This is a genomic window from Paraburkholderia sp. RL17-373-BIF-A (genome assembly GCF_046030175.1).
Taxonomy (GTDB): Bacteria; Pseudomonadota; Gammaproteobacteria; order Burkholderiales; family Burkholderiaceae; genus Paraburkholderia.
Window position 1 is genome coordinate 24,230 of record NZ_JARESO010000020.1, and the last position, 14,306, is coordinate 38,535.

The window sequence follows — 14,306 nt, forward strand, 5'->3', positions numbered from 1 at the left end:
AGGGAGCCCGCAATTATACCCGTTTCCCCTTCTTTGGGGCCGTTAAGTGCCTGATTTGGGTCAAAAATCTCAGGAAAGTTCGGCTTTTTCGCCGCAGACCGATCGTTTTTTTTCTGCGAGACTGCTAGGACGGCGCGCAGCGGGAAGGCGGGCGTAGGGCGGCGGGCGGCTCGGAAATATCGCTTTTGCCGTAGAATGTCCGACTTGTTTTAATTTTGCGACTATTCATGGCGAAGACCGCGTCGAAAGATACTGCTGCCACGCCAGCCGAAGGCGTCGACACCACGCCGCTGCCCGAGAATTACGAGGCCGCCCAGGCGGAGCTGGAAGGGCTGGTTGCACGCATGGAAAGCGGCAATCTCAGCCTCGAGGAATCGCTCACCGCCTACCGGCGCGGCGCGGCTCTCGTGGCGTTTTGCCAGCAGCAGCTCGAAAAGGTCGAGCAGCAGGTGCGCGTGCTCGACGGCGAGACGCTCAAGCCGCTGCCCATGAATACCGCAGGCACAGCCGCTACTGAAAGCGGGGACGACCTATGACATTCGAACAATGGATGCGCTCGGTACTGGAGCGCGTCGAAACGGCACTGGAACATTACCTGCCGAGCGAGGCAACCGAGCCCGCCACGCTGCATGAGGCCATGCGTTACGCGGTGCTGGGCGGCGGCAAGCGGGTTCGCCCGCTGCTGTGCCACGCGGCCGGCGAGCTGACCGGCGCGCGCGCCGAGTGCCTCGACGCGGCGGCGGCAGCGCTGGAAATGATCCACGTGTACTCGCTCGTCCACGACGACATGCCGTGCATGGACGACGACGCGCTGCGTCGCGGCAAGCCCACGGTACACGTCAAATATGACGAAGCGACGGCATTGCTGGTCGGCGACGCGCTGCAATCGCAGGCGTTCGTCGCGTTGACGTCGGACGTTCTGGCCCCGGCGCAGCAGGCCGCGCTGGTGCGCGAACTGGCGCTGGCGAGCGGCTCGATCGGCATGTGCGGCGGGCAGGCCATCGATCTGGCGAGTGTCGGCCACACGCTGACGCGCACGCAACTCGAAACCATGCACCGCATGAAGACCGGCGCGTTGCTGCGCGCCGCGGTGCGCATGGGTGCACTGGCGGGCGAAACGCCGGATGCGAACGCCATGCGTTCGCTCGACGCGTATTCGGCCGCTGTCGGCCTCGCGTTTCAGGTCGTCGACGACATTCTCGACGTCACGACCGATTCCGCGACGCTCGGCAAAACGGCAGGTAAAGACGCGAAGGACGGCAAGCCGACCTACGTGTCGATTATTGGGCTCGACGCGTCGCGCGCGCTCGCAGCGCAGCTGCGCAGCGACGCTCACGCCGCGCTGGCGCCGTTTGGCGCACGCGCGCAGCGTCTTGCCGAATTGGCCGACCTGGTGGTGAACCGGGTTAGCTGAACGCGAAAGCCCGCCGCCGCGCGCCTCCGTTGCGAAGCGCATGTATGAAGTGCGGGCGCGTAAGTTTTCCTACAATGGAACGACGATGTACGACTTGCTGAAAACCATTGACGACCCGGCAGCCCTGCGCCGCCTCGATCGCCGCCAATTGCAACCGCTTGCCGACGAGTTGCGTGCCTTCGTGCTCGACAGCGTATCGCAGACGGGCGGCCATCTTTCGTCCAACCTCGGCACGGTCGAGTTGACCATTGCTCTGCACTATGTGTTCGACACGCCGCACGACCGGATCGTCTGGGATGTCGGCCATCAAACCTATCCGCACAAGATCCTGACGGGCCGCCGTGACCAGATGCACACGCTGCGTCAGCTGGGCGGCATCTCGGGTTTCCCGAAACGTGACGAGTCGGAGTACGACACGTTCGGCACGGCGCACTCCAGCACGTCGATTTCCGCCGCGCTCGGCATGGCGGTCGCAAGCAAGCTGCAGGGCGACAACCGCATGGGTATCGCCGTGATCGGCGACGGCGCGATGACGGCCGGCATGGCGTTCGAGGCGATGAACAACGCCGGCGTCGAAGACGACGTGCCGCTCCTGGTCATCCTGAACGACAACGACATGTCGATTTCGCCGCCGGTCGGCGCGCTGAATCGCCATCTGGCGCGCCTGATGTCGGGCCGCTTCTACGCCGCCGCGCGTGCCGGCGTCGAACGCGTGCTGCGCGTCGCGCCGCCCATGCTCGACCTCGCGCGCAAGCTCGAAGAGCACGCCAAGGGCATGATCGTGCCGGCCACGCTGTTCGAAGAGTTCGGCTTCAACTACATCGGCCCGATCGACGGCCACGATCTCGATTCGCTGATCCCGACGCTGCAGAACATCAAGGAACTGCGCGGTCCGCAATTCCTGCACGTCGTGACGAAGAAAGGCCAGGGCTACAAGCTGGCCGAAGCCGATCCGGTGCTGTACCACGGCCCGGGCAAGTTCAATCCGGCTGAAGGCATCAAGCCGGCCAGCACGCCATCGAAGAAGACCTACACGCAGGTGTTCGGCGAATGGCTGTGCGACGCAGCCGAACTGGACGCACGTGTGGTCGGTATCACGCCGGCCATGCGCGAAGGCTCAGGCATGGTGGAGTTCGAGAAGCGCTTCCCGGACCGTTACTTCGACGTCGGCATCGCCGAGCAACATGCGGTGACGTTCGCCGGCGGTTTGGCCGCGGAAGGCATGAAGCCGGTGGTCGCGATCTACTCGACCTTCCTGCAACGTGCTTACGACCAACTGATTCACGACGTCGCGCTGCAGAACCTGCCGGTGGTGTTCGCCATCGACCGCGCGGGTCTGGTCGGCGCGGACGGCGCGACGCACGCGGGCGCTTACGACCTGGCGTTCCTGCGCTGCATCCCGAACATGACGGTGATGGCCGCGTCGGACGAAAACGAATGCCGCCAGATGCTGTACACGGCGTTGCAGCAACCGAACCCGACGGCGGTGCGCTATCCGCGCGGCGCCGGCACGGGCGTCGCCACCGTCAAGCAGATGGTGGCGCTGCCGCTCGGCAAGGGTGAGATTCGTCGTGAAACGTCGCAGCCGGCTGGCAAGCGCATTGCGATTCTGGCATTCGGCACGATGGTCGCGCCGTCGCTGGCAGCCGCCGAGCAACTGGACGCAACGGTCGCCAACATGCGCTTCGTGAAGCCGCTCGACGCCGATCTGGTCCGTCAACTGGCCGAAACGCACGACGCCATCGTCACGGTCGAAGAAGGCAGCGTAATGGGCGGCGCGGGTTCGGCCTGCGTCGAAGCCCTGCTTGAAAGTGGGGTTATGCGACCCGTACTACAATTGGGCCTTCCCGATCGGTTCATCGATCATGGGGACCCGGCCAAGCTGCTCGCCGCGTGTGGTCTCGACGCCGCGGGTATCAACAAGTCGATCCGCGAGCGCTTCCTGTCGAGCGGCGCGGTCGGCGGACAGTCGTCGGTGAAGCGCGTCGCGTAAAGCGTCGCCGCTCGCGGTGCGGCCGCCGTGCCATGGCGGCCATAAGCAATCTCCAACTTGAATCGGTGGGCCTTCGGGCCCATCATCCAACGCCGGCAGGGGCCGGCGTTCGCCATTGCGCGCCTTGATCCGCGCGGCCGCTGGGAGCCGCCGAACCTGTCGCTTCGCGACAGCCCTCGCGAGGGAATCCCCGAAGGGGACTTCCTTCGGGGCGAAGACTCAGGCGGTCCGGCGTTTCCTGAAAGGACAAGAAATGAATCAGATGAATCCCGCCTTTGTGATGCCCGACGTGCAAAGCACGCCCGACACTCGTCAGATCCCGATTCAACGTGTCGGCGTAAAGGCCGTGCGCCATCCGCTGACGGTGCGCACCCAAGGTGGCGAGGCGCAGCCGACGGTCGGTACGTGGAACCTCGACGTACATCTGCCGGCTGAGCAGAAGGGCACGCACATGTCGCGCTTCGTCGCCTTGCTCGAAGAGAACAAGGCGCCGCTGGAGCCGGCCACGTTCCGCACCATGCTCGCCGCAATGCTCGAAAAGCTCGAAGCCGAGGCCGGCCGCATCGAGGTGTCGTTCCCGTACTTCGTGAACAAGACCGCGCCGGTGTCGGGCGTGCAGAGCCTGCTCGACTACGAAGTCACGTTGACGGGCGAGACTCGCAACGGTGCGACGCGTCTGTTCCTGCAAGTGCTGGTGCCGGTGACGAGCTTGTGCCCGTGCTCGAAGAAGATCTCGCAGTACGGCGCGCATAACCAGCGCTCGCACGTCACGATCAACGCCGAACTGGCAGGCGATGTGGCCGTGGAAGAACTGATTCGTATCGCCGAAGAAGAAGCCTCGTGCGAACTGTGGGGCTTGCTCAAGCGCCCGGACGAGAAGTTCGTGACCGAGCGTGCTTATGAAAATCCGAAGTTCGTCGAAGACCTGGTGCGCGATGTCGCGCAACGTCTGAATGCGGACGAGCGGATCGTCGCCTACGTGCTGGAAGCCGAGAACTTCGAGTCGATTCACAATCACAGCGCGTACGCGGTGATCGAGCGGGATAAGCGCGTGGCTTGATACGCGCGTTTGCCGACTGCATCAAAAAAGCCGCTTCTTGAAGCGGCTTTTTTTACGGCGTAACGATGTCGAACTCAGCGTGCGAGGGACGTCAGATCCCAGCGAGGCTTCACCGTGAACGCGTAGTCCTTGCCCGATTGATCGGGCCAGCGTTGCAGTCGCAAGGCACCGGCCAGCGCGATCATCGCGCCGTTGTCCGTGCACAGCGACAGGTCCGGATAGTGCACGTAGAAATTGCGCTTCTTCGCGGCAGCGGAAAGCGCCTCGCGCAATTGCCGGTTCGCGCCGACCCCGCCCGCGACGACCAGCCGGTTGAGCTTCGTCTTCTTGAGCGCGGCCAGCGACTTCGCCGCCAGAACCTCGACAGCCGCGTCGACGAAACCGCGCGCCAGATCGGCTTTCGCCTGCTCGCAGATATTCGAACCGCCGAGCTTCTTGGCGTGCGTGAGGACAGCGGTCTTCAAGCCGCTGAAGCTGAAATCCAGGTCGCCGGAATGCAGCATGGGACGCGGCAGGACCACCGCGCCCGGCGTGCCGAATTCGGCCATGCGCGAGACTTCCGGGCCGCCCGGGTAACCGAGGCCGAGCAGCTTGGCGGTTTTGTCGAAGGCTTCGCCGGCTGCGTCGTCCAGCGTTTCGCCGAGCGTCTCGTAGACGCCGACGTCAGTCACGCGCATCAGTTGCGTGTGACCGCCGGACACCAGCAGCGCGACGAACGGGAACGGCGGCGGCTCATCCACCAGCAACGGCGAGAGCAAATGCCCTTCGAGGTGATGAATGCCGATAGTCGGCTTGTCCCACGCCATGGCCAGCGAATTGGCGACGCTCGCGCCGACCAGCAGCGCGCCCGCGAGACCCGGGCCTTGCGTATAGGCGATCGCGTCGATGTCGCCGCGGGCCGCGCCGGCGCGTTCCATCACCTCTTCGAGCAGCGGCAGCGCACGCCGGATGTGATCGCGCGACGCCAGTTCCGGCACCACGCCGCCGTACTCCCGATGCATCGCAATTTGCGAATGCAGCGCGTGCGCAAGCAGGCCGCGCTCCGTGTCGTAGAGCGCGAGACCGGTTTCGTCGCAAGAGCTTTCGATGCCGAGAACGAGCATGATGGGTCGCTTGAGCGGACGCTGGCGTAACAAAACCCAGGCGCCCGACAGTGAGAAGGCAAGCCTGAAAGTATAGCAGTGCGGGCAAGGCGCCGCCGACGCGCGCGTACAATGCGGCCCCATGGAATCCTTCGATATCGCAGTGATCGGCGCAGGCGCGGCCGGCATGATGTGCGCGGCCGTGGCCGGGCAACTCGGCCGTCGCGTGGTGCTGATCGACCACTCGCAGCGTCTCGCGGAGAAGATCCGCATCTCCGGCGGCGGCCGTTGCAACTTCACGAATCTGTATGCCGGCCCGGCCAATTACCTGTCGGCCAACCCGCATTTTTGCCGCTCGGCGCTCGCGCGCTACACGCCGCGCGACTTCATGGCGCTGCTCAAGCGCCATCACGTGACGTGGCACGAGAAGCATAAAGGCCAGCTCTTCTGCGACCAGTCGAGCGACGCGGTCATCAATGTGTTGAAGCACGAGTGCGACGCGGGCCGCGTGGCATGGCGCACGCCGCTGTCGGTCGAGCAGGTGCGGCAGGATCCGGAAGGGCGCTTCACGCTGGATACGCAGTCGGGGCCAATCATGGCGCGCGCGCTCGTGGTCGCAACGGGCGGACTGTCGATTCCCAAGATCGGCGCCACCGATTTCGCCTACCGTCTTGCCAAACAGTTCGGCCACAAGCTGATCGACACGCGCCCCGCGCTAGTCCCGCTGACCTTCGCCGCAGCCGACTGGGAGCCGTTCGCGGCGCTGTCCGGTGTCTCGCTGGAAGTGCAACTGGCGACCGGCAACAAGAAGACCGGCGCCGAGTTCAACGAAGACCTGCTGCTCACCCACCGCGGCCTTTCCGGCCCGGGTGTGCTGCAGATTTCGAGCTACTGGCAGCCCGGCGAGCCGATTCACATCAACCTCTTGCCGGCCCAGGACGCCACGACCGCCTTGCTCGAGGCGAAAACCGGCACCAAGCGTCAGATCGCCAATCTGTTGTCGGAATGGGTACCGCAGCGGCTCGCCCATGTCTGGCTGGAAACCCATCAGATTTCCGCCGAAGCCCGCGTGGCCGATTTGCCGGACAAAATCCTGCGCCGCGTCGGCGAAGCCCTGTCGCGCTGGACGCTAACCCCCAACGGCACGGAAGGCTATCGCAAAGCCGAAGTGACGCGCGGCGGCATCGACACGCGCGACCTGTCGTCATCGACGATGATGAGCGCGCGCGCGCCGGGTTTGTACTTCATCGGCGAAGCTGTCGACGTAACCGGTTGGCTGGGTGGCTACAACTTTCAATGGGCGTGGGCATCGGGTGTGGCGGCCGGCCAGGCGGCCGCGGAGTATGCCAGAGGGGCTTGACGGCGCTCTGGCTTTGTGAGAAAGCTCTGCTATACTCCTGAACCTTTACAAAGTTCCGTTATTGAAAAATGACGACCATCCGCGTAAAAGACAACGAGCCGTTCGAAGTCGCCATGCGCCGGTTCAAGCGCACCATGGAGAAAAACGGCTTGCTGACGGAACTTCGCGCTCGCGAGTTTTACGAAAAGCCTACGGCTGAGCGCAAGCGTAAGAAGGCGGCTGCGGTGAAGCGTCATTTCAAGCGTCTGCGTGGCCAGACGCTGCCAAAGAAGTTCTACTGATTCTGGCGTTGCCGCGGTTCCCGTTGAACGGAGCGGCGACATTCAACCGGTGAGGGCACGACAGGTGCCATCACGGAAAACACGGCCCTTCGGGCCAGCCGGCAGGGTCGCAACCATAACGCACAGTGTGCCAACCCGCTTGAGGAAGCAGTCCCAAGCGGGTATTCGTGTTGATGCGCGTGTTGATGCAATTAGCCTGGCCGGTTTTTCAAATTCCAACGCATTCAGGTGAGTGATGAGTCTCAAGGACCGGATCAACGACGATATGAAGGCCGCCATGCGGGCACGTGAGACCGAGCGCCTCGGCACGGTCCGTCTGCTGCTCGCCGCGATCAAGCAGCGCGAAGTCGACGAGCGCATCACGCTCGACGACACCGCGATCACCGCGGTCATCGACAAGATGATCAAGCAGCGCAAAGACTCGATCAGCCAGTTCGAAGCCGCTGGCCGCACCGATCTGGCCGACAAGGAAAAGGCCGAGCTGGCGATCTTGTCTGCTTATATGCCGGAACAGATGTCCGAGGCGGAGATCGTCGCCGAAGTGCAGGCCGCGGTGGCGCAAACCGGCGCAGCCGGCCCGCAGGACATGGGCAAAGTGATGGGCGTGCTCAAGCCGAAGCTGGCCGGCCGTGCCGACATGACCGCTGTCTCGGCGCAAGTCAAAGCCGCGCTCGCGAAGTAAATTCCCGTATTTCCGCGCTGTGCATGCCGTTATTTCGACGGCGCGCGCGGCGCTGAGTTTTTAGGCAGCGTCATTTACTGTGATTCCTCCGTCATTCCTGCAGGACCTGCTCAACCGCGTCGATATCGTCGACGTGGTCGGCCGGTATGTGCAGTTGAAAAAGGGCGGCGCGAACTTCATGGGGCTGTGCCCGTTCCACAACGAGAAAAGCCCTTCGTTTACGGTTAGTCCGACTAAGCAGTTCTATCACTGCTTCGGCTGCGGCGCGCATGGTACGGCCATCGGGTTCCTGATGGAACACGTCGGTTCATCGTTTCCGGAAGCGGTCAACGATCTGGCGCAGTCGGTCGGCTTGACGGTGCCGAATGAGCCATCGCCCGGCTATGGCGGCGGCGGTTCCGGCGGCGGCTATGCGCCGGCGGCGTCCAAAGCGGTTACCACCGCGCTATCCGATGTCATGCAGACCGCCTGCGACTTCTACCGCAAGCAACTGCGCAGCGCGCCGGTCGCGATCCAGTACCTGAAGAAACGCGGCTTGACCGGCGAGATCGCGGCTCGTTTCGGGCTCGGCTATGCCCCGGACGGCTGGCAAAACCTCGAAGCGGCCTTTCCGAACTACCGCGACGATTCGCTGGTCGAATCGGGTCTGGTGATCGTCAGCGAAAAGTCCGACGCTCAGGGCCAGAACCGCCGGTACGACCGCTTTCGCGAGCGGGTCATGTTCCCGATACGCAATGTGAAGGGGCAGGTGATCGGCTTCGGCGGCCGCGTGCTGGACGGTGGCGAGCCCAAATATTTGAATTCGCCCGAAACGCCTTTATTTAACAAGGGCAGCGAGCTGTATGGGCTGTTCGAGGCGCGTCTGGCAATTCGCGAGCAGCACTACGTGCTGGTCGTGGAAGGCTATATGGACGTGGTCGCGCTGGCCCAATTGGGGTTCCAGAACGCGGTCGCCACGCTCGGCACGGCTTGCACGCCGATTCATGTGCAGAAACTGATGCGCCAGACCGACACGGTCATCTTCAGTTTCGACGGCGATTCGGCCGGCCGGCGCGCCGCCCGGCGTGCGCTGGACGCCTGTTTGCCGCATGCGGCGGACAACCGGACCATCCGGTTCCTGTTTTTGCCGTCCGAGCACGATCCGGACAGCTATGTGCGTGAATTCGGCACCGAGGGTTTCGCCGAGCAGGTCGAGCGGGCCATGCCGCTGTCGCAGTTCATGCTGAACGAGGTGCTGACCGGCAAGGAGCTGGATCAGCCGGAAGGCAGGGCCCGCGCGCTGTTCGACGCCAAGCCGCTGCTGCAGGCGCTGCCGGCCAACGCGCTGCGCGCCCAGATCATGCATATGTTCGCCGACCGGCTCGACGTGCCGTTCGACGAGGTCGCCGCGCTATGCGAGGTCGATTCGCGCATCGCGGCGGCGGCCCGCGCGGCGCCGGCCCGCAAAGACCGGCGCAGTGTGACCGGGATCGAGGAAAAAACGCTGCGCAATCTGGTGATGTATCCGCGCACGGTGTCCGTGCTGGACGAAGAGGCCGAACAGGCTCTTCTCACGGTCACGCGGCACGGCGAGTTGTTCGAGGAAGTGACGACGCACGCGCGTGCGCTGGGCGATTCGGCGGAGTTTCAGTTGTTGTCCGACCTATTGCGAAACGGCGCGAACGCCCCAACTTTCGAGGAAATCTTTCGCAAAATTCTAGACTATGATGAAAACGTCCGGGATTTACTGCTGAAGGACCCGGAAGATGCGACCGTCATCGAGGAACGGCGCGAGCAGGAACGGATTGTCGGCGAGGAACTGAAGGCGGCGATCCTGAAGATGCGGTACGACGCTTACTGCGATCGTCTCGAGCAGCTTTCGCGGCAATCCCGGCACACGCCGGAGGAGTTTGCGGAGCTGTCGGAGCTTAATCGGAAGCGGGCTGACATGAAGCGCCAGCTCGGGCTGTAGGCGGAGCGCAGGAAGCCTGGGTGGTATAATAAAAGGTTTCCAGCGGTTTGTTTTTCAAGGGTTTTCCTAGCAAAGGCGAAAAGGCGATGCGATGGCAAAGACTACGGGCGGAAAGAAAACAACAGGCACAAGCTCCACGGAGCGGACCAGAAAGGTCACCGAGGCCAGGTTAGTTTCTTCCACCAGAAAAACGTCTGCGGTTAGCGTTGCACCGGTTGCCGGGAAGAAGTCCTCGACCACGTCGGCTGCGCGAGCGGAGCCGGACAGGGCGGCGAAAGTTGTAGCAGTACCGGCCACGAAGGGGTCGGGTGTCAGAAGCGCAAGGGAAGCGGCTGCCGCGCAGGACGATGCGGTAGTGCGCGAGGTTCCAGTATCCACGGTTCAAACGGCTGTTGTCCACCAGCCGCGAGTCGAGACTACAGCCGGTACGGCGAACTCCATGACGAAAAAGCTGAACGAAGTACCCGTCGATGACGACGCAACCCAAAGCGAAGAAAGCCCCGCGGCTGTTCCAGCCAAGGTGGAAAAGGCCAAGGCTCGCGATCGTCGTGCAAAGGAAAAAGCGCTGCTGAAAGACGCTTTCGCGTCGTCACAGCCGGGCACGGTCGAGGAACTCGAGGAACGCCGCTCCAAACTGCGCGCGCTGATCAAGCTCGGCAAGGAGCGCGGCTTCCTGACGTACGCTGAAATCAACGACCACCTGCCGGACAACTTCACCGAGACCGAGGCGATCGAAGGCATTATCAGCACGTTCAACGACATGGGCGTGGCGGTGTACGAGCAGGCCCCGGACGCTGAAACGCTGCTGCTGAACGACAACGCGCCGGCGGCTTCGTCGGACGACGAAGTGGAAGAGGAAGCGGAAGTTGCGCTGTCCACCGTCGACTCGGAATTCGGCCGCACCACCGACCCGGTCCGCATGTACATGCGCGAAATGGGCACGGTGGAGCTGCTCACGCGCGAAGGCGAAATCGAAATCGCCAAGCGGATCGAAGACGGCCTGAAGCACATGGTGATGGCCATCTCCGCGTGCCCGACCACGATCGCCGACATCCTGGCGATGGCGGAGCGCGTCGCGAACGAGGAAATTCGCATCGACGAACTGGTCGACGGCCTGATCGACGCCAACGCGGAAGACGCGGACGGCTTCTCCGCGCAGGAAGCGGAAGCGATTGAGAGCGAAGACGAGGAAGTCGAAGAGGACGCGGAAGAGGACGAGGAAGAAGACGACGGCACGGCGCAAGCTACGGCCAACGCAGCGCAGATGGAAGCGCTCAAGCGTGCGTCGCTCGAAAAATTCGCGATGATCAGCGAATGGTTCGACAAGATGCGTCGCGCGTTCGAGAAGGAAGGCTACAAGTCCAAGTCGTATCTGAAGGCACAGGAAACGATCCAGAACGAGCTGATGACGATCCGCTTTACCGCGCGCACCGTCGAGCGTCTGTGCGACACGCTGCGTGCGCAAGTGGACGAAGTGCGTCAGGTCGAGCGTCAGATCCTGCATACGGTGGTCGACAAGTGCGGCATGCCGCGTGCGGAATTCATCGCGCGTTTCCCGGGCAGCGAAACGGATCTCGAATGGGCCGACAAGATCGTCGGTGAAGGTCACGCGTATAGCGCGATCCTCACGCGGAACATCCCGGCCATTCGCGAACAGCAGCAGCGTCTGCTGGATCTGCAAGCGCGTGTCGTGCTGCCGCTGAAGGACCTGAAGGAAACCAACCGTCAGATGGCGGCGGGTGAACTGAAGGCGCGTCAGGCGAAGCGCGAAATGACCGAGGCGAACTTGCGTCTCGTGATCTCGATCGCGAAGAAGTACACGAACCGTGGTCTGCAGTTCCTCGACCTGATTCAGGAAGGCAACATCGGCCTGATGAAGGCGGTGGACAAGTTCGAATATCGTCGTGGCTACAAGTTCTCCACGTATGCAACGTGGTGGATCCGTCAGGCCATTACGCGTTCGATCGCGGACCAGGCGCGCACGATCCGGATTCCGGTTCACATGATCGAAACGATCAACAAGATGAACCGCATCTCGCGTCAGATTCTGCAGGAAACCGGTCTCGAGCCGGATCCGGCAACGCTGGCCGAGAAGATGGAAATGCCGGAAGACAAGATCCGCAAGATCATGAAGATCGCGAAGGAGCCGATCTCGATGGAAACGCCGATCGGTGACGACGACGATTCGCATCTGGGCGACTTCATCGAAGACAACAACACGGTTGCGCCGGCCGACGCCGCTTTGCATGCCAGCATGCGCGATGTCGTGAAGGACGTGCTCGACTCGCTGACGCCGCGTGAAGCGAAGGTGCTGCGCATGCGTTTCGGTATCGAGATGAGCACCGATCACACGCTCGAAGAAGTCGGCAAGCAATTCGACGTGACGCGTGAACGGATCCGTCAGATCGAGGCGAAGGCGCTGCGCAAGCTGCGTCACCCGAGCCGTTCGGACAAGCTGAAGTCGTTCCTCGAAGGGAATTGATCGAAGCTGGCGTTGGTTGCAAATGATGTAGCGGTTTGAAGGGGCCTCGCGGTTGTTTCGCCGTAGCGAAGCGGTTGCGAAGGCCCCTTTTTCGTGTAGTATGTCGGCCAATCAACGAATAGGCCCGGCCTTCACGACCGGGTCTTTTTTCTTGGGCCGGACGCCGTGCTGGTTGCAGGCAGCGGACTCATAATCCGCCTCCGAAAGGACACCGTCGGTTCGAATCCGACCCGGCCCACCATCGATGCTAAGAAAGGGTTCCGATAATGTCGGAACCCTTTTTGTTTTTATGGCGTGAAGCGGATATCGGGCGCGGCAATATGTCACTTTCGCTGCGCTATTAATCTACGCATGGCGGATTTCTATCCGGTTGGGTGAGAGATGTTCGTCACAGCATTGGCGGGATTTCCAAAGCGCTTCAGATCGGATGTTGTGAGTTAAGCGAGCGTGTTAAGCGGCGCATTTCACGTCGCGGCAATATCGTCATTCCTTCTGCCGTTGCCGGCGCAAACTCCGTTCGATTTAATCCCTCTTTTGCAGGATTCGGCTCGTCATCTCGTTGCTTCCGTTTCGCGCTCCGGCGCACAGACGCCATTTGCGATAGCGGCGCTAATCTGAGTAGCAGTCGGCCCGAGGTCGGTCAGTGCGAGTGGCACGTCGTTTGCATAAGCTCGGCGTCCAAACCATATCAATAACGAGAACGATCATGCGACCTGACCACACCGCTACTGAGTTTGTGCAGACTCGCCCCTTGCTGGCCACTCCGCTGGAAGGCGCCGGTGAGAGTGCGCCGCAACGACAGCAGGTCAGTGCGTTGACGCGCGCCACCTTCTGCTTTGCCTGGCTGTTCGGGCTGGAGCCGTTCCTGACCGGTTCGGGCGACGAGATGCCGCGCTCGCGGCCGGATCGCCATTAGTCTCGTGACAGGGCGCGGCGTGTTCAGTCGCGCGATTGGGCGTTGAAAGTTTCGGCGTACACGGGGCAATTTCTACAGCCGGACATCAACCGATCGAGACGGCGGCGCAAGGCCGAGCGAGTTGACCGTGGCGCCGGAACCTCGGGAATAGCCGTTGCGCGCTGAGTGTTGGGAGATATTCCCATCCTCAGGACGCTCATCATGCAAACCGATCCGACTATCGACCCCGTTGCCGACCCCGCCAACCAGCCGCTCGATGAACCCGACGAGCAGCCGCGTCCGTTGCCAGGTGTGCCGCCCGAAACCGATCCGCTTGCGCCGGGCGCTTCTCCCGAGGATGAGGACGCGCTCCGGCGATCGCACGACAAGCCATAAGGCCGTGCTTGCCGGGAACTAGGGAAACTCCGTGTAAAAAATCGCACGTTCGTGCCGTTTAATGGAGGCGGAAGGCTGTTCGATGTGTGCCATCCGCTTTCAGCACGGGTTTTTGTCACGCGGCGGTCGGCGCCGCATCTCACCTCCGGGCAACGCCCGTGCTGAAGGCTTTCCCCTTCGACACGCGGGCTTGCGAAGTGCGCGGAACCGCCCCCGCAACTTCCATTAAATTCATTCCACTCCGCAAAGACATTAATGACCAGTTCAATGACACTGGCTAATCCGGTTTGAATCAAACGACTCCATTCATTCAATTAAGTTCCAGGTGTTCTAAAATAAATTTACATTGAACTGAATGCATGCGGCCTAATTGCCTCATTTCCGGGCAGTCAGAAGTTTCTGATTTTTTAATCGTTCCGACCCGATTACGACGGGAATATGAAAAGCGTGTTGCATACACACAACTGACAATATTGAGAAGTTGCAAATTACTTATGTTCAGAGCAGGTGCGACACTTGCCTAATTTTGCAATTAATGCCGGAAAAACAAAGACTTAATGCCTGCGGCAATTAGATTGTTGCTGATTCTGAAAAATCCTGTTGCGTGAATTGCCGGCCTCGCTACCAGGGTGTCCCCCTACACTCACGCTTCGTTTCAAGGGTGCCCGGCTGATCCGAAACGGGTCGGCGAACAGGGCGGCAGTGGGTGC

Annotated in this window: 12 protein-coding genes and 1 tRNA gene; 12 read left to right on the top strand and 1 reads right to left on the bottom strand. The window is 62.1% G+C overall.

Going from position 1 to position 14,306, the window contains the following annotated elements; translation table 11 throughout:
- The first annotated feature begins 227 nt into the window (after nucleotides 1–227).
- The 4 genes from P0D80_RS24135 to folE2 all read left to right on the top strand — a co-directional run bounded on the left by P0D80_RS24135 (nucleotide 228) and on the right by folE2 (nucleotide 4,467).
- On the top strand, nucleotides 228–536 hold the full coding sequence (locus P0D80_RS24135; RefSeq protein WP_007178839.1) for an exodeoxyribonuclease VII small subunit: 309 nt from the start codon (nucleotides 228–230) through the stop codon (nucleotides 534–536).
- Nucleotides 533–1,414: a polyprenyl synthetase family protein gene (locus tag P0D80_RS24140; protein WP_408287033.1), complete on the top strand. Its 882-nt coding sequence runs from the start codon at nucleotides 533–535 to the stop codon at nucleotides 1,412–1,414. Before P0D80_RS24135 ends, P0D80_RS24140 begins: the two co-directional genes overlap by 4 nt.
- 85 nt (nucleotides 1,415–1,499) lie before the next feature.
- On the top strand, nucleotides 1,500–3,407 hold the full coding sequence (dxs, locus tag P0D80_RS24145; protein ID WP_408287035.1) for a 1-deoxy-D-xylulose-5-phosphate synthase: 1,908 nt from the start codon (nucleotides 1,500–1,502) through the stop codon (nucleotides 3,405–3,407).
- 253 nt (nucleotides 3,408–3,660) lie between these two features.
- Nucleotides 3,661–4,467: a GTP cyclohydrolase FolE2 gene (gene folE2, locus P0D80_RS24150; protein WP_408287037.1), complete on the top strand. Its 807-nt coding sequence runs from the start codon at nucleotides 3,661–3,663 to the stop codon at nucleotides 4,465–4,467.
- A gap of 74 nt (nucleotides 4,468–4,541) precedes the next feature.
- On the opposite strand, the gene tsaD is transcribed toward folE2, so the two are convergent.
- A complete protein-coding gene (tsaD, locus tag P0D80_RS24155; protein WP_132383742.1) occupies nucleotides 4,542–5,570 on the bottom strand; it encodes a tRNA (adenosine(37)-N6)-threonylcarbamoyltransferase complex transferase subunit TsaD in 1,029 nt (342 codons plus the stop codon).
- Nucleotides 5,571–5,691: 121 nt separating this feature from the next.
- Here tsaD and P0D80_RS24160 point away from each other — a divergent pair, with 121 nt between their 5' ends.
- From P0D80_RS24160 to P0D80_RS24195, 8 genes are all read left to right on the top strand, one after another.
- Nucleotides 5,692–6,909, top strand: a complete 1,218-nt coding sequence (locus P0D80_RS24160) for a BaiN/RdsA family NAD(P)/FAD-dependent oxidoreductase (protein WP_408287038.1) — start codon at nucleotides 5,692–5,694, stop codon at nucleotides 6,907–6,909.
- A 68-nt stretch (nucleotides 6,910–6,977) separates the two neighbouring features.
- Nucleotides 6,978–7,190: a 30S ribosomal protein S21 gene (gene rpsU / locus P0D80_RS24165; protein WP_408178504.1), complete on the top strand. Its 213-nt coding sequence runs from the start codon at nucleotides 6,978–6,980 to the stop codon at nucleotides 7,188–7,190.
- A gap of 235 nt (nucleotides 7,191–7,425) precedes the next feature.
- Entirely contained in the window at nucleotides 7,426–7,872 is a 447-nt protein-coding gene (locus P0D80_RS24170) for a GatB/YqeY domain-containing protein (protein ID WP_011490548.1), read from the top strand.
- A gap of 79 nt (nucleotides 7,873–7,951) precedes the next feature.
- Nucleotides 7,952–9,823 (top strand): DNA primase, encoded by a 1,872-nt coding sequence (gene dnaG, locus P0D80_RS24175; protein WP_408178505.1) that lies wholly within the window; start codon nucleotides 7,952–7,954, stop codon nucleotides 9,821–9,823.
- Nucleotides 9,824–9,914: 91 nt separating this feature from the next.
- A complete protein-coding gene (gene rpoD / locus P0D80_RS24180; RefSeq protein ID WP_408287040.1) occupies nucleotides 9,915–12,305 on the top strand; it encodes an RNA polymerase sigma factor RpoD in 2,391 nt (796 codons plus the stop codon).
- Nucleotides 12,306–12,458: 153 nt separating this feature from the next.
- Nucleotides 12,459–12,546 (top strand) — tRNA-Ile (locus P0D80_RS24185).
- Between the two features lie 465 nt (nucleotides 12,547–13,011).
- A complete protein-coding gene (locus tag P0D80_RS24190) occupies nucleotides 13,012–13,221 on the top strand; it encodes a hypothetical protein (RefSeq protein WP_408287042.1) in 210 nt (69 codons plus the stop codon).
- Between the two features lie 201 nt (nucleotides 13,222–13,422).
- Complete coding sequence (locus P0D80_RS24195) at nucleotides 13,423–13,596, top strand: hypothetical protein (RefSeq protein ID WP_408178508.1); 174 nt, start codon at nucleotides 13,423–13,425, stop codon at nucleotides 13,594–13,596.
- Nucleotides 13,597–14,306: the final 710 nt, after the last annotated feature.

What these genes read in the sequence shown, in the direction of transcription:
- rpsU (WP_408178504.1), top strand. Translation starts at nt 6,978, where the DNA reads ATGACGACCATCCGCGTAAAAGACAACGAGCCGTTCGAAGTCGCCATG.
- P0D80_RS24170 (WP_011490548.1), top strand. Translation starts at nt 7,426, where the DNA reads ATGAGTCTCAAGGACCGGATCAACGACGATATGAAGGCCGCCATGCGG.
- P0D80_RS24195 (WP_408178508.1), top strand. Translation starts at nt 13,423, where the DNA reads ATGCAAACCGATCCGACTATCGACCCCGTTGCCGACCCCGCCAACCAG.
- P0D80_RS24140 (WP_408287033.1), top strand. Translation starts at nt 533, where the DNA reads ATGACATTCGAACAATGGATGCGCTCGGTACTGGAGCGCGTCGAAACG.
- P0D80_RS24135 (WP_007178839.1), top strand. Translation starts at nt 228, where the DNA reads ATGGCGAAGACCGCGTCGAAAGATACTGCTGCCACGCCAGCCGAAGGC.
- rpoD (WP_408287040.1), top strand. Translation starts at nt 9,915, where the DNA reads ATGGCAAAGACTACGGGCGGAAAGAAAACAACAGGCACAAGCTCCACG.
- tsaD (WP_132383742.1), bottom strand. Translation starts at nt 5,570, where the DNA reads ATGCTCGTTCTCGGCATCGAAAGCTCTTGCGACGAAACCGGTCTCGCG.
- P0D80_RS24160 (WP_408287038.1), top strand. Translation starts at nt 5,692, where the DNA reads ATGGAATCCTTCGATATCGCAGTGATCGGCGCAGGCGCGGCCGGCATG.
- folE2 (WP_408287037.1), top strand. Translation starts at nt 3,661, where the DNA reads ATGAATCAGATGAATCCCGCCTTTGTGATGCCCGACGTGCAAAGCACG.
- dxs (WP_408287035.1), top strand. Translation starts at nt 1,500, where the DNA reads ATGTACGACTTGCTGAAAACCATTGACGACCCGGCAGCCCTGCGCCGC.
- P0D80_RS24190 (WP_408287042.1), top strand. Translation starts at nt 13,012, where the DNA reads ATGCGACCTGACCACACCGCTACTGAGTTTGTGCAGACTCGCCCCTTG.